The sequence below is a fragment of the Spiribacter vilamensis genome (assembly GCF_004217415.1).
GTDB classification, from domain to species: domain Bacteria; phylum Pseudomonadota; class Gammaproteobacteria; order Nitrococcales; family Nitrococcaceae; genus Spiribacter; species Spiribacter vilamensis.
This window is the reverse complement of the sequence record NZ_SHLI01000001.1, coordinates 1,554,526-1,572,180: the sequence shown is the minus strand read 5'-3', so window position 1 is coordinate 1,572,180 and position 17,655 is coordinate 1,554,526. Positions and strand designations below refer to the sequence as shown.

Sequence of the window (17,655 nt, the reverse complement as noted above, 5' to 3'; positions counted from 1 at the left end):
ATCCGGCCTCGGTCACAGTCTTCAAGCGCTACAGTGCCTCGACCGGGTCGACGTCGACCGACCAGCGGACCTGGCGTGCCTGGGGGAGGCGCGTGAGTGCCGGTAGCCAGCGGCCGAGGAATGCCTGCAGGCTGCTCCGCGAATCGGCCAGCAGCATGAGCTGGGCGCGATGACGACCGGCGCGGCGCTCCATCGGTGCCGGATAGGGGCCGAGGCGTTCGATGTCGGCATCGACGGGGGCCTGCTGCATGGCTGCCTGCAGGAAGGTGATGGGGGCATCATGCGCGGTCGCCTCGGCACGGATCAGCACCATGGCCCGCGCCGGTGGCAGGCCGGCCGCCTCGCGTTCCGCGAGTGCGGTGCGCGCAAAGGCGGCATAGCCGCCGTGTAGTAGCTGCTGGAGCAGTGGGTGCTCGGGGTGGTGGGTCTGGATAATCACCTCGCCGGGTCGATCGGCGCGACCGGCTCGGCCCGCCACCTGGATTACCTGCTGGGCGAGGCGTTCCGGGGCCCGGAAATCGGCCCCGAACAGGCCTTGATCGGCGTCGATGATCGCCACCAGCGTCACGGCGGGCAGGTGATGCCCCTTGGCGAGCATCTGCGTGCCCAGTATCAACCGGGTCTCACCCTCCCGCGCGCGGCGCATGGCCTCCTCGAAACTGCCGCGTCGACGGGTGCTGTCGCGATCGATCCGCACCGGCGGGGTGTCCGGGAAGGCCTCTGTCAGTGCCGCTTCAATCCGCTCGGTGCCCAGGCCCAGGGCACGGAGATCGACGCTGCCACAGCCCGGGCAATGCCGGGGGATAGGCAGTTCGCGGTCGCAGTGGTGGCAGTGCAGGCGTTGACGGCCGCGGTGATAGGTATAGCGTGCGTCACAGCGGTCGCATTCGGCAAGCCAGCCACATTCATGGCAGATCAGGGTCGGGGCAAAACCTCGTCGGTTGAGGAACAGCAGGGCCTGGCCGCCCGCGTCCAGGTGGCCGCGTACGCGATCGATCAAGGGCTGCGAGAGGCCATCCCGGGTGGGTGCACCGCGCATGTCGAGCAGCTGCAGCGAGGGCGGACGCGCGCCGCCGGCGCGCTGCCGGAGGGGGTAGCAGGCATAGCGGCCCGCCAGAGTGTTGGCGAGGCTCTCCAGGGACGGCGTGGCCGAGCCCAGCACTACGGGGATGTCCAGGCGGTAGCCGCGCAGCACGGCCAGGTCCCGTGCGGAGTACCGGAAGCCCTCCTGCTGTTTGAGCGAGGCGTCATGCTCTTCGTCGATCACGATCAGCCCGGGATAGCGGAGCGGCACGAATACCGCCGAGCGCGTCCCGATAACGACGTCGGCCTCACCCGCCCGGGCGGCCAGCCAGGCATTGAGCCGCTCGCCATCCGCGAGCCCGGAATGGAGGATGGCGATTCGCCCGGAGAGCCGGCGCTGGAAACGGTTGACGAGCTGCGGGGTGAGGCCGATTTCAGGGACGATCACCAGGGTCTGACGACCCAGCGCGATGGTGCGCTCGATCGCATCGAGATAGACCTCGGTCTTGCCGCTGCCCGTGACCCCGTCAATGAGGATTGCCTGGTGCCCCGCGGCGGGCCGGATCGCTGCGGCTCCTGCCTGCTGCTCGTCGTTGAGGGTCGCGCCGCTTTCATCCGCAAGCCCCTGGAGCAGCCCGTAATCGGGTGCGGTAACGGTCTCGGCAAGGCCCTGTTCGACCAGTCGCCTGAGCGCGGCACGGGCATCACCGCTAAAGCCTGCGAGCTCGATCGCGGTCAGGGTCCCGCCTCGCTGTAGTGCCTCGAGGAGCGCCGACTGGCGGGGCGCGCGCCGGCGAAGCCGCTCGAGCTGAGCGGCCTGCCCGGATTCGGTGATCCGCCAGCCGGTCTCGACGCCGGGTGTCGCGGCCTGGCCCCGGCGCAGTCGCGCGGGGAGGGCAGCCAGGTAGGCCTCGCCGAGGGGGTGGTGATAGTAGCGCGCCGCCCATTCGATGAGGGCGCTGGTGGCCGAGTCGAGAAGCGGGGCGGAGTCGAGGACCTCGGTGACGGCGCGGAGGCGATCATCGGCGAGATCGCTCGCCGCGGGCAGGGCGGTGACCATGCCCACCGTGTTGCGTCGACCCAGCGGAACGCGAACCCGCCCCCCGACCACCGGTGCGGGACCGCTGGCCGGGGGACGGTAATCAAGGGCATCGGTGAAAGGCCCCGCCACGGCGACACGAATGACTTCGGTCATGCGTGGCGGCAGGCCGCTAGCGCATCTGGATACCACCGCCGGGCATGCCACCACCCCCGCCGGGGGCACCACCACCGCCCATCTGATCCGGCGTCATGATCTGTGACGCCTGTTCGCGCTGCATTTCCTTGAGCTGCTCCATGGCCTGCTCGAGGGCGACCTGGGCCGCCGCCGGGAAGGCCTTCGCGGCCTCCTCGAGACTGCCCGCATCGAGCTCGAAGTTGAGCGGCAGCGCACCGACCGGCGTCATGACCTGGGTGTTGCCCAGGTACAGGACGGGCCGGCTGTCATCCGGCCGCCCGTCGCGGGTAACGGGGCTGAGCCGCTGGATGCTGCCGACCTGGCGGTCGGTGAAGTTCTCTTCCTGGTAGAGCCCGTCGGTGTTGACCGTGAGCTGATCCAGGGTCTCCTGGGTTTCCGGATCCGTCATATTGACTCCCGTTTGTTCTTACAGGCCCTTGACGGCCTGGACCATGCCGCCGGCGACCTTCTGGCCATCGCCGAACACCATGCGTGTGTTTTCGCCGAAGAACAGATGGTTCTCGACGCCCGAGAAGCCGGCGCCACCGCCGCGCTTGATCACCATCACGTTTTCGGCCTCGTCGACATTGAGGATGGGCATGCCGTAGATCGGGCTGGACGGATCGTCCCGCGCCGCGGGGTTGACCACGTCGTTGGCGCCGATGACCACCGCCACGTCGGTGGTGGCGAATTCCTCGTTGATCTCCTCCATGTCGAAGATCATGTCATAGGGGACACCGGCCTCGGCCAGGAGCACGTTCATGTGACCCGGCATGCGACCCGCCACCGGGTGGATGGCGAATTTCACCTCTACCCCGCGGGCCTGCAGCAGCTCGACGAACTCCCAGATCTTGTGCTGCGCCTGGGCAACGGCCATGCCGTAGCCGGGCACGATGATGACGCGCTCGGCGTAGGCCATCAGGATGCCGGCGTCTTCGGCGGAGATATCCTTCATCTCGCCGCCGGGGCCCTCGCTGGTGGCGGCCTTGGGGCTACCCCATCCGGCGAACAGGACGTTGCTGATCGGCCGGTTCATGGCCTTCGCCATGAGCTGCGTGAGCAATGTGCCGGCGGCGCCCACCACCGTACCGGCGATGATCATGGCCGGGTTGCCGATGGCATAGCCCTCGAAACCCACCGCCAGACCGGTCAGGGCGTTGAACAGCGAGATGATCACCGGCATGTCGGCGCCACCGATGGGCACGGCGACGAACAGGCCGAACAGCAGCCCGAGCGCGAAGAACGCCGCGACGACGATAACGCTGTCGGTAAAGAACGTGAGAATGCCGAACCCGACCGCCAGTGCGAACACGATGATGTTCACGATCTGCTGACCGGGCACCAGCTGGTTGCGCTTCATCCGGCCGTCGAGCTTTGCCCAGGCGATGAGCGAGCCCGAAAAGGCCACGGTACCGATGAATGCACCGAGGATCGCCAGAATAGCCACGTCGGCACCGAGTGCCGCCGCGATGCCAACGCTGCCGGCGCCTTCCGCACGCAGCGCCGCTTCGGCGGCCTGAACGCTGATGCCGGCATCCATCGAGAGCGCCTCGGCGCGGATCTGCAGGTCATTGGGCAGGGTGCGCAGTGCCCGCAGCATCTCGACGCCGGCAATGGCCGCGGCGGCGCCGCCACCCATGCCGTTGTAGAGCGCCACCATCTGCGGCATCTCGGTCATCCCGACACGGCGCCCCGACCACCAGGCGAGTCCGCCGGCGGCGGCAATGGCGATCACGATCAGGACGTAGTTGGTAAGCCCCTGCACCGCCGGATGCAGGAAGGTCACGAGCGTCGCCAGGACCATGCCGACCCCGGCCCACATGATTCCCTTGCGGGCGGTCTTCGGCGAGCTCATGGCCTTGAGCCCGAGGATGAACAGAACCGCCGCGAGGAGGTAGGTTAACTGGACAACGAAGTTCATTCCTGGGCCCCCTTCTTCTGCTCATCCTTGCTCTTGAACATATCGAGCATCCGCTCCGTGACGACGTAGCCGCCCACGGCGTTGCCCGCGGCGAGCAGGACCGCGATAAAGCCGATGATCTGCTCGGGCAGCGTCTCGGCATGACCGAGCACCACCATGGCGCCGACAACCACGATCCCGTGGACGAAGTTGGAGCCCGACATCAGCGGCGTATGCAGGATAACCGGCACCCGGCTGATGACCTCGAAGCCGGCAAAGCCTGCCAGCATGAATATGTAGATTGCGACAAAGCCTTCGATCGCCATTACTTGTCTCCTTCCATGCGCTCGCGGGTCGGCGCATGCCGGGTCTCGCCGTTGTGGGTCAGACAGCTGTCGGCCACCACCTGGTCGTCCCAGTCGAGGTGGATCTCGCCGTCCTTGATGATCAGGCCGAGCATATTGACCAGGTTGCGGGCATACATCTCGCTGGCGTGGGTGGCCGCCATGCTGGGTATGTGCTTCGGCCCGGCGATAGTCACGCCGTGGTGGACCACATCCTTGCCGGCCTCGGTCAGCTCGCAGTTGCCGCCGGTCTCGGCGGCCATGTCGACGATGACGGCACCGGCCTTCATCCGCTCCACGGTCGCCTTGTCGATGATCCTTGGTGCCGGACGGCCCGGAATCGCCGCCGTCGTCACCACCGCATCGGCCTGAGCGATGTGCTGGGCGAGCACCTCGGCCTGCCGGGTCTTTTCGTCCTCGGTCAGCTCGCGGGCGTAACCGCCTTCGCCCTCGGCGCTGACACCGGTGTCGATGAACTTGCCGCCGACCGATTCGACCTGTTCGCGTGTGGCGGAACGGACATCATAGGCCTCGACAATGGCCCCGAGCCGTTTCGCCGTCGCGATGGCCTGCAGCCCCGCCACCCCGGCACCGATGACCACGACCTTGGCCGGACGGACCGTGCCCGCCGCCGTGGTCAGCATCGGGAAGAGCTTGGGCGAGAGGTGGGATGCCAGCAGCGCGCACTTGTAACCGGCGATGTTGGCCTGGGAGGAGAGGGCATCAATGCCCTGCGCCCGGGTGATGCGCGGCACGAGCTCGAGCGCAAAGCTGGTAACGCTGCGCTTGTTGAGGTTGCGGATCCGGTTGTCGCCCTCGTGGGGCGTCATGAACCCGATCAGGATGCTCGCCTCGGGCAGCTTGCCGGCCTCCTCGACGCTGGGCGGCTGGACGCGCAGGACAACGTCTGCGTCCTTGTAGAGCGCGGCCTGATCGTCGGCCCAGCTGACCCCTTCATAGAGGCTGTCGGGAAAGCCCGCGGACTCTCCGGCACCCCGCTGCATGCGTACCTCGACGCCAAGCTTGCTGAACTGCTTGAGCACGCTGGGTACGACGGCGACACGTTTTTCTCCGTTGGCCGTTTCCCTGGGGACGGCGATGGTGATGCTCATCGAGTTAACTCCTGTCCTTTTGGCGGTCGCTTTCGACCGTCGGATTCCGGATTCTACAACATCTGGGCCGGTAAACACCCCCACGCGCATCGGGTCATCCGGAACCGTCGAGGGCATTACGCCGTCTTACTTGCAGATCGGCGTAAACCGCTGGATGATCGGGAATTGCCATTCCTGTGCGGCGATACGCGTGAAAAGGGGATCCGGGCATGACGAGTCTGCAGCAGCCTATCCTGCGAACCGATATATCCGGCATGCCGCTGGAGTGGATGACCTATCAGGATGCGGTTCGCCTGTATCACCTCGAGCAGGTCGCCTATACCTGCGGCCACACGCTCTATCGCATCCACGGCGGCTACAACGCCCGCACCGGGCTTCGCAGCCTGGTCGACGTCAATTCCATCATCGCCACTACCGGTGCGATGCAGGGGAATCTCAAGGACAACCCGGCCTACCGTCCGCCGCTGAACAACGCCACACTGTTCCGCCGGGACGATCATCTCTGCCTCTACTGCGGCGAGCGGCGCCCGGTGCGCGAGCTCTCGCGCGACCACATCAAGCCCATCAGCCGCGGCGGTATTGATACCTGGTCGAACGTGGTTACCGCCTGCAAGCGCTGCAACAACCTCAAGGGCAATCGCACCCCGGAACAGGCCGGCATGCAGCTGCTCGCCGTGCCCTTCGCCCCCACGCACGCCGAGTACGTGTACCTGCAGGGGCGCCGGATCCTTGCCGATCAGATGGCTTTTCTGCGTGCCCATTTCCCCCGCCGCAGCCCACTGCGGGAGCGGCTCGAATCGATGAGCGCGTAGCGCGTTACGGTGCCGGTTCCGCCTCCATGTCATCGAAAAAGTCCGAGTAGGCGTCGTCCTCGACGGACACCTCCCCGTCATTGATCTGATCGCGCCGATACTGCCCGTAGGCCGACCGGCTGAACACATAGGGATCGACCGCGGCGTCGTCACGGAATCGGGCGGCACCGGCGAGGCGGGCCCGCGTGTTGACCACATTGAGGGCGGTCAGCGCCCCGAAGGTCAGGCTGTCCAGGGTCACGTAGGTGAGGACATTGGTGTAGTAGGCCACCGGATACTGCGTGACATCGCGGGCGTTGGAGGGACCGAACAACGGCAGCACCAGGTACGGACCGCTATCCACCTCCCAGACTCCCAGCGTCTGGCCGAAGTCCTCGGCGCGACCGTCGAGACCCAGCCAGGCCGACGCCGGATCGAACAGCCCGAGCAGTCCGACGGTGCTGTTGACCACGAAGCGCACGGTCTCGCGGCCGGCGTCCACGGCCTTGCCCTGGAGCAGATCGTTGAGGACATACCCCGGGGCCTCGAGGTTGGTGAAGAAGTTGTCGACGCTGGTGCGCACGCCGTCGCTGGTCACCCGCGTCCAGCCCTTGCTGGCGGGCTCGAGGGCGTACGTGTCGAGCCCTTCGTTGAAGTCGTAGACCCCGCGGTTAAAGCCCTCGACGGGGTCGCCCGCGGATGAACCGCCGCCGGTGGCACAGCCACTCAGGACAAGCGCGAGCAGCAGCAGGATAAAGGCACGCCCGAGAGGGCTGTGCGACTGGCGGTCGGCGGATAGGTTGATCATCAGTTCCCCGGCGCTGCTTCAAAGGAGTCGTAGAATAGCCGGTCGGCGGGCAGACCGGCGGCAGTGAAAGCGGCCTTCGCCGCATTGATCATCGGCGGTGGTCCGCTCATGTAGACGTCAAAGCCGCTCAGGTCCGGATGATCCCGCACCACCTGCTCGTGTACGAACCCCTTGGCGCCCTTCCATTCGTCGTCCGTGGCCGGATCGGAGAGGACCGGGGTGTAGGCGATGTTCGAGTGCTCCTCCGCCCATGCCTGCGGGAGCGAGTCGAGGTACAGGTCGGGGCGGGCCCTTGCCCCCCAGTAGATATGCATCGGGCGTTTAACACCCGTATGCAGCGCCTGCTCGACAATGCCCTTGACCGGCGAGAAGCCGGTGCCGCCGCCCATCAGGATCATCGGCCGGTCGCTGTCATCGCGCAGGAAGAAATTGCCCAGCGGGCCCTCGAAGCGCAGCAGCGCCCCTTCCTTCATGTCGTTGAAGACGTAACCGGAGAACAGACCACCCGGCAGATGGCGGATATGCAATTCGAGCAGGGCATCATCATGCGGCGTGTTGGCCAGGGAGAAACTCCGGCGCTGGCCGCCGCGCAGCAGGAAGTCGATGTACTGCCCCGGCAGGAACGTCAGGCGCTTGTCGCGGGGCAGCCTGAGGAACACGCGGCGCACGTCCGGCGCGCAGTCCTCGATCCGCTCCACACGGGCTGGCAGGCGCTGCGGGCGGATATCACCGGCGTCGCGGACCTCGCCGACCCGGATCACCAGATCGCTCGCCGGCCGCGCCTGGCAGAACAGGGCCTTGCCCGCCTCATCCTGTTCGCTGTCGATGGCGGGCGGCAGGCCGTCGGGATAGGTGATATGCCCCTCGACCACGTCCCCCATGCAGGTCCCGCAGGTGCCGCCGCGGCAGCTGTAGGGCAGCATGAGGCCCGCACGCATCGCGGCGTCGATCACGCGCTCACCGTCATCGACGTCAAAGGCATGGTCGGTGTTGGCTATGCGTACCTGGTAACTCATTAATCGTCTCCGCTAGTGGATCGTTATCGTACCGCTTCGAGACACTGCGATGTGCCCTGCGTTCATGCGAAGCGGGCGACAACCGGCGCGTGATCGGAGGGTCGCTCCCAGGTGCGCGGATCGCGCTCGATGCTGGCCGACTGCAGGCCGGCCGTCACCGCGGGACTGGTCAGAATCAGATCGATGCGCAGACCGCGGTTGCGCTTGAAATTGTTCATCCGGTAGTCCCACCAGGAGAACGCCATTTCAGGTTGTTCGAAGGCGCGGAAACTGTCCGTAAAGCCGAGATCCAGCAGCCGCTTCAGCGCCTCACGCTCCGGCGCCGAGCAGAGGATCTGGTCCCGCCAGGCCTCGGGATCGTGGACATCGGCATCAGTCGGGGCGATGTTGAAGTCGCCCACCACGACCACCCGCTCGTGGCGTTGGCACTCGGCGGCGAGCCAGGCGTGAAGCCTCTCCAGCCAGTCGAGTTTGTAGTGGTATTTGTCATCGTCAACGGTCTTGCCGTTGGGGACATAGAGGTTGATGAAGCGCACGCCATTGACGGTGACGCCCAGCACCCGGCGCTGCGGATCCTCGATCCCGGGCAGGTCGATGATGACATCGCTCATCGCCGAGCGTGCCAGAACGGCAACGCCGTTATAGGTCTTCTGCCCGGTGAAGACCACCTCGTAGCCGGCCTCGCGAATGGCCTGTGCTGGAAACTTCTCGTCGGTGAGCTTTGTTTCCTGCAGTCCGAGCACGTCCGGCTGCGCCGATTCGAGCCAGTCGAGCACGTGGGGCAGGCGGACATTCAGGGAGTTGACGTTCCAGGAGGCAATTTTCACGGACGGTGGCTCCGGTAGGGTTTCGGGGTGACGGGGGGATTGTAACGGCTCCCGGTCGCCTGCATCAGCAGGACGGCGAAGCGCCCTTGCGGATCCGTCCAGTGATTGTTGACCGACCAGCCGGCCTCGGCGGCGAGTGTGGTGAAGGCGCCGAGGCTGTACTTATGCGAGGTCTCGGTGTGCAGGCTCTCGCCGGCGGCCAGCTCGAAACGCTCGCCCCCGACGTGGACGGTGGTCGTGCGCTCGCAGACAAGGTGCATCTCGATACGGGGTGGCGTTTCGAAATACCGCGCCTCGTGCCGGAAGCCCTCCGGGTCGAAATCGGCGTTGAGTTCACGATTGATGCGTACCAGCAGGTTGCGGTTGAACGCCGCCGTCACGCCTTCCGGATCGTCATAGGCCGGGATCAGGATGTCGGCGGATTTATCGAGGTCGATGCCGATCAGGAACATCGAATCCGGTCCCAGCAGCCCGTGGCAGTGCTGTAACAGGCCGCGGGCATCTTCGGCATCGAGGTTACCGATGGTGGAGCCGGGGAAAAAACCGAGCCGCGACGCGTGCGCCGGCAGCTCCCCGGGCAGGTCGAAGTCGGCGGTGAAGTCGGCGACCCGGGGATGAACCGGCAGCCCGGGGAATCGGGCCCGCAGTGATTCGGCGGCGTCGGCGAGGTAATCGGCGGAGATATCCAGCGGCACGTAACCGGCCGGCTCGTGGAGTGCGTCGATCAGCGGCACGGTCTTGCGGCTCGATCCGCTGCCCAGCTCCACCAGCAGGCTGTTGGCGGGGATCGCCGCCGCGATCTCGGGCAGATGGGCGTCGAGGATGCCGATTTCCGTGCGCGTCGGGTAATAGCTCGGTAGCCGGGTAATGGCCTCGAAGAGCTCCGACCCATGCGCGTCATACAGCCAGGCCGAGGGGATGCGGTGGCCCGGATCGCGCAGGGCGGCCAGGACATCATTCTGCAGTGTGTCGGTCATGGGGTGAGGCTGCCTTTCAGGGAGTGGGTGGCGTGGAAGCAGTTGGTGTCGTGCGCAGCTGGAGGTGCCGGCGGATCCGTCGAGCCACGGCGTCCACCGCGATGTTGAGCAGTGCCGTGACGAGAATCAGCACCATGGCCCGATCAAAGCGCAGCTCCTGGATGGCGCTGTCGACATAGAAGCCGAGCGTGGTGATGCCGAGGATCCCGAGGATCGCCGTCTCGCGCATGATGATCTCCCAGCGGTAGAACAGGAATGCGAGAAACGGGCGGTACAGCCTTGGCACTACCTCGTGGGTATAGCGATCGACGCCCCGGGCGGCGTCCGGACGGAGTTTGATCTCATTGCTCTGACGGCCGATCAGGTGACCGATGATCGCGCCGTTGTGGATCGCCAGCGCCGCCACCGCCGGTAGCATCGACGGTCCCCAGAGCTGGAGCAGGATATAGGCCAGCAGATACTCCGGGGTCGATCGGCCGATGATCAGCAGTGCATGCCCGCCCCAGCGTGTGAAGCGTCCGGCGAAAAGGCGCGAGATCAACGGGAAGCTCGCGAGGGCGAGCACGCCGGTCGCCACCAGCGCGATCTGGGTCAGCACCAGTGTCGCCCCGATCCCCGGCAGGGCCTGATTGACGAGCAGCTCCCACAGCCACGGTCCCAGCCCGCTGAGCCCCTCGCCGCTGCGCAGCGGTGCCGGCACGATGTCTTCGGTGAAAAACCGCGCGGCATTGCCCCAGATAATGGGTAGTCCGTTGCCGAGAAACCAGGGCGCCGCCAGGAGATAAAAGGGCACCAGTCGTGGCCGGACCCACAGGCGCAGACTGGCGATCAGCCCGAGGAAGATGAGCAGAAGCATCCCCACCTCGCCGTACAGCCCCTCGCCATAGGCGCTCTCGAGATAGAAGCCGAGGGTCGGCATGCCGACAAAACCGAGGATGGCGCTCGAGCGCATGCCGCACTCGAGCCGATAGCTCGTGTACGTCATCAGATGCGGCCAGACATCCGGCACCCGCGCGTACCAGAAGGTCGAGACCAGGCCGCTGCCCGCCGGGAGGGCGCGCGCCGGCCGTTCGTCCCCCTCCTCGAGGATCTCGCTGTAGACCCGGGCGAAAACGGCTGCATAGGGCAGCGCGATCGCCAGTACACCGGTAAGCGGGTGGAGGCCGAAGAACTGCAGGAAGATCAGTGCCCAGAACAGCTCGTGAATGCCCCGGACAAACGCACAGGCGCCGCGAACGAATCGACTGTGGAAGATCAGGGCGAGGCCCATGCCCAGGACGGCCGCCAGTCCCACCCCGGTGAAGGCGAAGGTGACCGTGCGCAGCAGTGCCGTTGCCGCGGTGTCCAGCGTACTGAAATCCGGCTGCACCAGCCCGCCGGCGAACCGACCGAGCTCGGCCCAGGGCGAGATCGATCGGATCTCGAAATCCGCCATGGCCACGCAGACAAGCGCGATGGCGACCAGCCACAGGCTCGTGCGCACGATGGGTGACGACAGTGCCGAGCCCCCGGCGGGGCCGAACTCAGTAGAGTGCATCCAGCGCCTCGTCTTCGACCTCGTCCGCGGGCCCGTCCAGGGCGATCAGACCGTCACGGATCCCGATCAGGCGATCGGCGTAGCGACGCGCGAGCGGCAGGTCATGCATGGCGATCACGGCCGTCTGGTACTGCTCGGTGAGCGCCTCCATGACCCGCTCGGTGCGCGGGCCGTCCAGGGCGGAAACCGGCTCGTCGGCGAGCAGGACGCTTCCGGACTGGAACAGCGCACGGGCCACGGCGACGCGTTGCCGCTGACCGCCGGAGAGCTCACCGGTTCGAGCCCAGAGCGTTGCGGTCATGTCGAGGCGCTCGAGTATCGCGGTTATCGCCGCCACCTCGCGCCGGAACGGGCGGACCAGGTTGGCCAGGTTATAGGCGGTCGAGTGGTGTCCGAGGCGCCCCATGTAGACGTTGTGATAGACGCTCAGGGTATCCACCAGCCCCAGATCCTGGGGCATCAGGGCGATATCCGATCGCTCGCGGTCGTGGAGGAGGGCAAGCAGCGTGGATTTGCCCGCGCCACTCCGCCCCACGAGCGCTACCCGCTCGCCGGCGGCAATGTCGAGGTCGAGCGGGCCGAGGACCGGCGCCCCGCCGTAGTCGGCCCGGGCACCGCGGAGTGCGAGCTGGCCCATCAGTCGATCAGACCGATGGCCTGCGCTGTCTCTCTCAGCCCCGCATAGTCCTCGTTGGAGACCGGGACAAAGCCACTGCGCGGGAAGCGCTCGAGTAGATCGGGATCATCCATGGCCAGCAGGGCCTCCCGGACCTGGTCCACGAAGCCGTCGCCGAATCGCTCGCTGACGTCGCCGCGGATGCTCCACTGATAGTTGAGATAACCGGGCGTCTCCCAGATCACCTCGACGGCGTCGGTGTCGATGTTGCCGGCGGCAAGCTCCCGCTCCCAGACCGAGTAGTTCAGTGCTCCGACTTCGTAACTGCCGCTTTCCACCAGGCGCAGGGTGCGGCTGTGGTTGCCGCTGTAGCCGACCCGCTCGAAGATCTCGTCCGGCGCCTCACCGAACCGATCACGGAGATGGAATTCGGGCATCAGCCGCCCGGAGGTCGAGCTCTTCGAGCCGAACGTGAAGGTTCGGCCGCGCAGCGCCTCGTCCAGGTTCTCGGCCGGCGTCAGTCCGGTGCTTTCGTGGGCGATGAAATAGGACTGGAAGCCCTGATCCTCCTCACCGCGGGCGAGGGCCTGCGATCCCGGGACACGGGCCCGGGCCTGAACGCCCGAGAGGCCGCCGAACCAGGCAAGCTGGACCTGGTTGTTGCGAAAGGCACTGACCGCGGCGGCATAGGATTTGACCGGCACGTAGCGAACATCGACGTCGAGTTCTTTCTCGAGATAGTCCCCGACGGCATTGAAGCGCGCCTCGAGCTTGCTCTCATCCTGATCGGGGATGGCCGTGAACGTGAAGACCTGGGCCTGGACCGGGATGGCCGCGAACAGGGCGAGCAGGGCGAGCGTTGTTGTGAGTCGCATGGGAAATTCCTTTTATCAGGGGGTCAGCGTGCGCAGGTCCGGAAGCCGGCAATGATGTCTTGACGCTCCGGGGGGAAGAAATTGCGGGTGTTGTTGTTGAGGTGCCGTCGCCGGGTGGCCCAGCTGCCGCCGCGCAGGACATAGCGGCCGTCCTTGAACCACGGCTCGGAGTAGTCGGCATACAGATCGGCGCTGAAGCCGGGATAGGGACCGAAGGGCGAGGCCGTCCACTCCCAGACATTGCCCAGCATCTGGCGGCAGCCGAAGGCGCTGTCCCCGCTGGCGAGCGCCGCCACATCGACACCGCCGAGGCGATAGCCGTCGGTGTTGGCATGGTGGCCGTCACCGGCGGCATCACCCCAGGGATGGAGGCGCTTGCCAGGGGCAAGGCCCTCGTCGCCGGGAGCGCGACTGGCAGCGACCTCCCACTCCGTCTCGGTCGGCAGCCGGCGACCGGCCCAGCGGCAATAGGCCTCGGCCTCATGCCAGCTGACATGGGCGACCGGGGCGTGGGGCTGCAGCGGTCGCCATTCGTCGAAACGCCGGACCTCCCAGCCGTCGGCGGACGCCCGCCAGTAGACCGGCGCCTCGAGCCCTTCCGATTCGCGCCAGCGCCAGCCCTGATCGGACCAGAATGCCGGATCCCGATAGCCGCCGGCCTCGACAAAGCGGGCGAATGCCGACTCGGTGACCGGCGCCCGGGCGATGCGAAAGGGCGCGACCGTCACGGAGTGGGCCTGTTTCTCGTTGTCGAAACGGAACGGCACGCTCTCATCGGCGCCGAGCACATGCGTCCCGCCGGGGATGGCGACATCGCCCTCCAGCGCTCCGTTGTCGACGGCGGGCAGGTGCGACGGTGGCTCGATGACGGGGGCAGGATCCGCCAGGGTCTGGCGGGTGTAGGTAAACGCCTCGCCGTGCATGTCCTCGTGAAAGACCGCGAGCTGCCAGACATAGCTGGTGGCTGCGTCGGCCATGCCCTCGGGCAGGCGATCGACCATCTCCGCACGGACCTGGCGCAGGTAGGCGAGGGTGTCGTCCAGCGTTGGCAGTGCCAGGTCCCAGCGGTCGTCGTGGGCGACGCCCATCGAGTCGTACAGCCGCTCGGCATCGGCGATCTGGTAGTCGGGGAGTCCGTGATGCTGGTGGAGGAAGAAGTGGTCGTAGAAAAAACCGACGTGACCGATCTCCCACTGCGGCGGGTTGACGATGCTAAGCTTCGGCCCGAGTCGGCGTTCGGCGGGCAGATCACCGGTGAGTTCCAGGGTGCGCTGCCGGGCGTCATCCAGTAGGGCGATCAGGGTTTCGGAGGCGACAGGATGAGTGGGTGGCGTCTGGATCATCGGGTTCTCCTTGTCGGCAGGACCTTATGAAAATCGGACTGGTGACCCCGGCGGCCCCGCGGTCCCGGGCGGGTAACCGGGCGACCGCGACGCGCTGGGCGCGGCTGTTGCGAACGGCCGGGCACCGGGTACGCGTCATCGAGCAGTGGCAGGCCGGAGACGGCGGTGTCGACGTCATGGTGGCGCTCCACGCCTGGCGCAGCGCGCCGAGCATCGCCGCCTTTGCCGAACACCATCCCGAACGCCCGCTGATCGTCGTGCTGACCGGTACCGATATCTACCGTTTCCAGCATAGTGATCCGGCGATCACCGGCGCCAGCCTCGACCGGGCGCATGCGCTCATCGGGCTGCACGACCATGTCGGCCGGGACATCCCCGCTCGCTTTCACGCCATCCTGCACACGGTCCGCCAGTCGGCGGCACCCCTCCCGGCGAGTTACCGCGGCCCGGTCAGCCGTCACTTCGACCTGTGTGTGGTCGGTCACCTGCGTGACGAGAAAGATAGCCTGCGTGCGGCGTATGCCGCCCGCGACCTGCCCGCCGAATCGCGCATCCGCATCCGCCAGGCCGGCCGTGCACACACGTCGGACTGGGCCCGGGCCGCGACGGCCGAGATGGCGACCAACCCGCGCTACGCCTGGTATGGCGAGGTGGGCCAGGGCGCGATCCGGCGGCTCTACGCCCGCAGTCGCGCCCTGGTCATGAGCTCGGTCATGGAGGGCGGCGCGAATGTCGTCTCCGAGGCCTGCGTGGCCGGCCTGCCGATCCTCGCCAGTCGCATTCCAGGCAATACCGGACTGCTCGGCGATGACTACCCCGGACTCTACACGGCCAGGGATACCGCCGCGCTGAGCCGATTGATGCGTCGTGTCGAGCATGAGCCCGATTATCTCGCCCTGCTCGCGGCGCACTGCCGGGCGCTCGCGCCGCGCTTTACACCCGAGGCGGAACGCACGGCCCTGGTGCGGGTGATCGAGACCGTCACGGATTGAGCTGGATCGGCTCAAGGGCGTCACCCTGTGCATCGACATGCCCGATAATCGACGTATCGGCGTAGCCGAGGGCCTTGAGCTCACTGACACAGGCATCCGCCTGATCGGCGGGGATGCTTGCCAGCAGACCGCCGGCCGTCTGCGGGTCGAAGACCAGCGGATAGCGTGGGTGGTCGACGACGGCCCCGGCATTGCGAATGGCCCGCCGCAGACGGACATTCGCGGGCTGCAGTGAGCTGAGGATGCCGGCGGCCACGGTCTCCTCAGCGCCCTCGAGGACCGGCAGTGCGGAGAGCTCGAGGGTGGCATCCACTTCCGAGGGTCGCGTCATCTCCACCAGGTGGCCCAGCAGCCCGAACCCGGTCAGATCGGTACAGGCGGTGGCGCCACGTCGGTGGAGGCATTCGGCGGCCTGGCGGTTGGAGTGGCGCATGGACTGCAACGCCCCGTCGATCCACCGACCGCGGGTGCCGAGGCGGGCGTGGGCGGCGAACAGCGTGCCCGTGCCGATCGGCTTGGTAAGGACGAGCACGTCGCCCGCCTGCATGCCGCCCTTGCGCATGATCCGGTCGGGGTCGTCATCGATGAGTCCGTTGATCGCGAATCCGAGGGCGAGCTCGCGCCCCTCGCCGGTATGCCCGCCGACGAGCGCGCAGCCCGCGTCGTTGAGGATGTCGAGGGCACCGGCCATCAGCTGATAGACCGTATCCTCGACCTTGGACTCGAGGCCCTGCGGAACGGTGGCGATCGCGGTGGCGGTCTGCGCCTCGGCGCCCATGGCGAAGATGTCCCCCAGCGCGTGATTGGCGGCCACCTGGCCGAAGACGTAGGGGTCGTCGATGAACGCCCGGAAGAAGTCCACGGTATGCACCATGGCCTTGCCCGGGGGAACGCGCACGACGGCGGCATCATCCGGGGCATGGAGACCGATCAGCACGTCCTCGCGGGCGATCGGCTGCAGGGCGCCCAGGGCACGCGACAGGGTCGAGGCCCCGACCTTGGCACCGCAGCCGCCGCAGCGCATCGCGACCGCCGAGATCGCCTGGCGGGCCTCCTCGCCCTCCAGCGGCACGCGCGAGCGCGGCCCCGACGGGCCCGTCTCTTCCATCGCCGGCAGATCGTTGAAGCGCGCCATGAACCGGCGATCGATCCAGTCCTTGTAGCGCCAGAGCGCGCGGCCTTCGGCGCCGAACGGGCCCCGGGAGGCCACCGCGTACCGGTCACCGGTACTGATCAGGGCAAGCCAGTGGCGTTGCGGGCGATAGGGGATCGGTTCGCGGTCTTCCAGCGACAGCCGCAGGTTGCGGGCCAGCGGTGGTCCCTGGCGAACGGCGAAGACGCCCGCCTTCTCCCGCGGGTGGTTGACCATGCTGGCGACGTCACCGGCGGCGAAGATGGCCGGATCGGTGACGGTCTGCAGGGTGTCGGTGACCTGGATGAAGCCGCTGTCGTCCAGCGCCAGGCCGGTATCCTGCAGCCACGTGGCACCGCCGGCCCGGGTCACCCAGACCACCTCGTCGGCCGGGTGATGCCGGCCATCGATGGTGCTCAGTCCGGTGGCATCCACACCGGTGACCTCGGCATTGCAGTGGACGGCGATGCCGCGTTCGGCGAGGACCCGCGTGAAGCGCCGGCGAACGTTGGGGGCATGGGTGGGGAGCACCGTCCCGCCACGCGTGAACAGCGTGAAGGTGAGCAGGTCCGGGTTCTGCCCCAGCGCCTGCAGCTCGTTGCGCAGTCGATGGTGCATGGCGAGCAGCAGCTCGACCCCGCCGGCGCCACCGCCTACCAACGCGATATGCATGGGTTCGGGGTTCGTCCGCACCCGCTCGAGCAGTGCGAGCCAGCGGTCGTTGAAGCGGTGGATCGGCTTGACCGCCACCGCATGATCCGCCGCGCCACCCGCATCGGAGACCCGCGGTGTCGAGCCGATGTTGATGGATAGACGGTCGTAGGGGACGGCGGGGCGGTCGCTGCAGATGACCCGCTGCCCTTCACGGTCCACGCCCGTGGCCTCGGTGCCGAAGAACCGGGCACCGGCGAACTCGGCCAGGCGGCGCAGATCGATGTGGACGTCATCGTAGCTGTAATGCCCCGCCACGTAGCCCGGCAGCATGCCCGAGTAGGGCGTGTGGGTGTCGCGGCAGATCAGCGTCAGACGGATGCCGGGTGCCGGCTTCATGCCGAAGCGTCGAAGCACGCCGACATGGCTGTGGCCACCACCGATCAGGACGATGTCGCGGCGGACGGGTTGTATGGAATCCTGCATTGTTTTCTC

General features: G+C 67.1%; 16 protein-coding genes. 2 read left to right on the top strand and 14 right to left on the bottom strand.

The features are described from left to right. Nucleotides 1-28 precede the first annotated feature (28 nt). Genes EV698_RS07875 through EV698_RS07855 form a run of 5 tightly spaced genes read right to left on the bottom strand, consistent with a single transcriptional unit; the run spans nt 29 to nt 5,595 of the window. The gene (locus EV698_RS07875) at nt 29-2,218 is read right to left on the bottom strand and encodes a primosomal protein N' (RefSeq protein ID WP_130503539.1); all 2,190 of its coding nucleotides are present in this window, start codon (nt 2,216-2,218) and stop codon (nt 29-31) included. A 16-nt stretch (nt 2,219-2,234) separates the two neighbouring features. Next, complete coding sequence (locus EV698_RS07870) at nt 2,235-2,648, bottom strand: hypothetical protein (RefSeq protein ID WP_130503538.1); 414 nt, start codon at nt 2,646-2,648, stop codon at nt 2,235-2,237. An 18-nt stretch (nt 2,649-2,666) separates the two neighbouring features. Next, nucleotides 2,667-4,160 carry an NAD(P)(+) transhydrogenase (Re/Si-specific) subunit beta gene (locus tag EV698_RS07865; RefSeq protein ID WP_130503537.1) on the bottom strand — a complete coding sequence of 498 codons (1,494 nt, stop codon included), beginning with the start codon at nt 4,158-4,160 and terminating at the stop codon, nt 2,667-2,669. Beyond that, the gene (locus EV698_RS07860; RefSeq protein ID WP_130503536.1) at nt 4,157-4,465 is read right to left on the bottom strand and encodes an NAD(P) transhydrogenase subunit alpha part 2; all 309 of its coding nucleotides are present in this window, start codon (nt 4,463-4,465) and stop codon (nt 4,157-4,159) included. Before EV698_RS07860 ends, EV698_RS07865 begins: the two co-directional genes overlap by 4 nt. Continuing rightward, entirely contained in the window at nt 4,465-5,595 is a 1,131-nt protein-coding gene (locus tag EV698_RS07855) for a Re/Si-specific NAD(P)(+) transhydrogenase subunit alpha (protein ID WP_130503535.1), read from the bottom strand. The genes EV698_RS07860 and EV698_RS07855 overlap by 1 nt, the downstream gene beginning before the upstream one ends. A 209-nt stretch (nt 5,596-5,804) precedes the next feature. Between EV698_RS07855 and EV698_RS07850 the strand changes: the two genes are divergently transcribed. Continuing rightward, nucleotides 5,805-6,407: an HNH endonuclease gene (locus EV698_RS07850; RefSeq protein WP_130503534.1), complete on the top strand. Its 603-nt coding sequence runs from the start codon at nt 5,805-5,807 to the stop codon at nt 6,405-6,407. Nucleotides 6,408-6,411: 4 nt separating this feature from the next. Here EV698_RS07850 and EV698_RS07845 read toward each other — a convergent pair whose 3' ends face one another. From EV698_RS07845 to senA, 8 genes are all read right to left on the bottom strand, one after another. After that, on the bottom strand, nt 6,412-7,194 hold the full coding sequence (locus EV698_RS07845; RefSeq protein WP_130503533.1) for an MlaA family lipoprotein: 783 nt from the start codon (nt 7,192-7,194) through the stop codon (nt 6,412-6,414). After that, complete coding sequence (locus EV698_RS07840; protein ID WP_130503532.1) at nt 7,194-8,210, bottom strand: CDP-6-deoxy-delta-3,4-glucoseen reductase; 1,017 nt, start codon at nt 8,208-8,210, stop codon at nt 7,194-7,196. Before EV698_RS07840 ends, EV698_RS07845 begins: the two co-directional genes overlap by 1 nt. Nucleotides 8,211-8,272: 62 nt before the next feature. Beyond that, nucleotides 8,273-9,037, bottom strand: a complete 765-nt coding sequence (xth, locus tag EV698_RS07835; protein WP_130503531.1) for an exodeoxyribonuclease III — start codon at nt 9,035-9,037, stop codon at nt 8,273-8,275. Continuing rightward, a complete protein-coding gene (gene egtD / locus EV698_RS07830; protein ID WP_130503530.1) occupies nt 9,034-10,014 on the bottom strand; it encodes an L-histidine N(alpha)-methyltransferase in 981 nt (326 codons plus the stop codon). Before egtD ends, xth begins: the two co-directional genes overlap by 4 nt. 16 nt (nt 10,015-10,030) lie before the next feature. Continuing rightward, entirely contained in the window at nt 10,031-11,551 is a 1,521-nt protein-coding gene (locus tag EV698_RS07825; protein WP_130503529.1) for a PhnE/PtxC family ABC transporter permease, read from the bottom strand. Continuing rightward, nucleotides 11,538-12,188 (bottom strand): phosphonate ABC transporter ATP-binding protein, encoded by a 651-nt coding sequence (locus tag EV698_RS07820; protein WP_130503528.1) that lies wholly within the window; start codon nt 12,186-12,188, stop codon nt 11,538-11,540. Before EV698_RS07820 ends, EV698_RS07825 begins: the two co-directional genes overlap by 14 nt. Beyond that, nucleotides 12,188-13,042 (bottom strand): putative selenate ABC transporter substrate-binding protein, encoded by an 855-nt coding sequence (locus EV698_RS07815; RefSeq protein ID WP_130503527.1) that lies wholly within the window; start codon nt 13,040-13,042, stop codon nt 12,188-12,190. Before EV698_RS07815 ends, EV698_RS07820 begins: the two co-directional genes overlap by 1 nt. A 23-nt stretch (nt 13,043-13,065) precedes the next feature. Beyond that, nucleotides 13,066-14,385 carry a selenoneine synthase SenA gene (gene senA, locus EV698_RS07810; RefSeq protein WP_130503526.1) on the bottom strand — a complete coding sequence of 440 codons (1,320 nt, stop codon included), beginning with the start codon at nt 14,383-14,385 and terminating at the stop codon, nt 13,066-13,068. A 26-nt stretch (nt 14,386-14,411) separates the two neighbouring features. Between senA and senB the strand changes: the two genes are divergently transcribed. Beyond that, nucleotides 14,412-15,377 (top strand): selenoneine biosynthesis selenosugar synthase SenB, encoded by a 966-nt coding sequence (senB, locus tag EV698_RS07805; RefSeq protein WP_130503525.1) that lies wholly within the window; start codon nt 14,412-14,414, stop codon nt 15,375-15,377. On the opposite strand, the gene selD is transcribed toward senB, so the two are convergent. Further along, nucleotides 15,367-17,646, bottom strand: coding sequence for a selenide, water dikinase SelD (gene selD, locus EV698_RS07800; protein ID WP_130503524.1), 2,280 nt, complete (start codon nt 17,644-17,646; stop codon nt 15,367-15,369). The two genes, senB and selD, sit on opposite strands and share 11 nt — an antisense overlap. Nucleotides 17,647-17,655: the final 9 nt, after the last annotated feature.

Bases quoted from the DNA above. Each gene is read 5' to 3' on its own strand.
- senB (WP_130503525.1), top strand. From the start codon at position 14,412: ATGAAAATCGGACTGGTGACCCCGGCGGCCCCGCGGTCCCGGGCGGGT.
- EV698_RS07845 (WP_130503533.1), bottom strand. From the start codon at position 7,194: ATGATCAACCTATCCGCCGACCGCCAGTCGCACAGCCCTCTCGGGCGT.
- EV698_RS07850 (WP_130503534.1), top strand. From the start codon at position 5,805: ATGACGAGTCTGCAGCAGCCTATCCTGCGAACCGATATATCCGGCATG.
- EV698_RS07860 (WP_130503536.1), bottom strand. From the start codon at position 4,465: ATGGCGATCGAAGGCTTTGTCGCAATCTACATATTCATGCTGGCAGGC.
- senA (WP_130503526.1), bottom strand. From the start codon at position 14,385: ATGATCCAGACGCCACCCACTCATCCTGTCGCCTCCGAAACCCTGATC.
- egtD (WP_130503530.1), bottom strand. From the start codon at position 10,014: ATGACCGACACACTGCAGAATGATGTCCTGGCCGCCCTGCGCGATCCG.
- EV698_RS07825 (WP_130503529.1), bottom strand. From the start codon at position 11,551: ATGCACTCTACTGAGTTCGGCCCCGCCGGGGGCTCGGCACTGTCGTCA.
- EV698_RS07820 (WP_130503528.1), bottom strand. From the start codon at position 12,188: ATGGGCCAGCTCGCACTCCGCGGTGCCCGGGCCGACTACGGCGGGGCG.
- EV698_RS07855 (WP_130503535.1), bottom strand. From the start codon at position 5,595: ATGAGCATCACCATCGCCGTCCCCAGGGAAACGGCCAACGGAGAAAAA.
- EV698_RS07840 (WP_130503532.1), bottom strand. From the start codon at position 8,210: ATGAGTTACCAGGTACGCATAGCCAACACCGACCATGCCTTTGACGTC.
- EV698_RS07870 (WP_130503538.1), bottom strand. From the start codon at position 2,648: ATGACGGATCCGGAAACCCAGGAGACCCTGGATCAGCTCACGGTCAAC.
- selD (WP_130503524.1), bottom strand. From the start codon at position 17,646: ATGCAGGATTCCATACAACCCGTCCGCCGCGACATCGTCCTGATCGGT.
- EV698_RS07815 (WP_130503527.1), bottom strand. From the start codon at position 13,042: ATGCGACTCACAACAACGCTCGCCCTGCTCGCCCTGTTCGCGGCCATC.
- EV698_RS07875 (WP_130503539.1), bottom strand. From the start codon at position 2,218: ATGACCGAAGTCATTCGTGTCGCCGTGGCGGGGCCTTTCACCGATGCC.
- EV698_RS07865 (WP_130503537.1), bottom strand. From the start codon at position 4,160: ATGAACTTCGTTGTCCAGTTAACCTACCTCCTCGCGGCGGTTCTGTTC.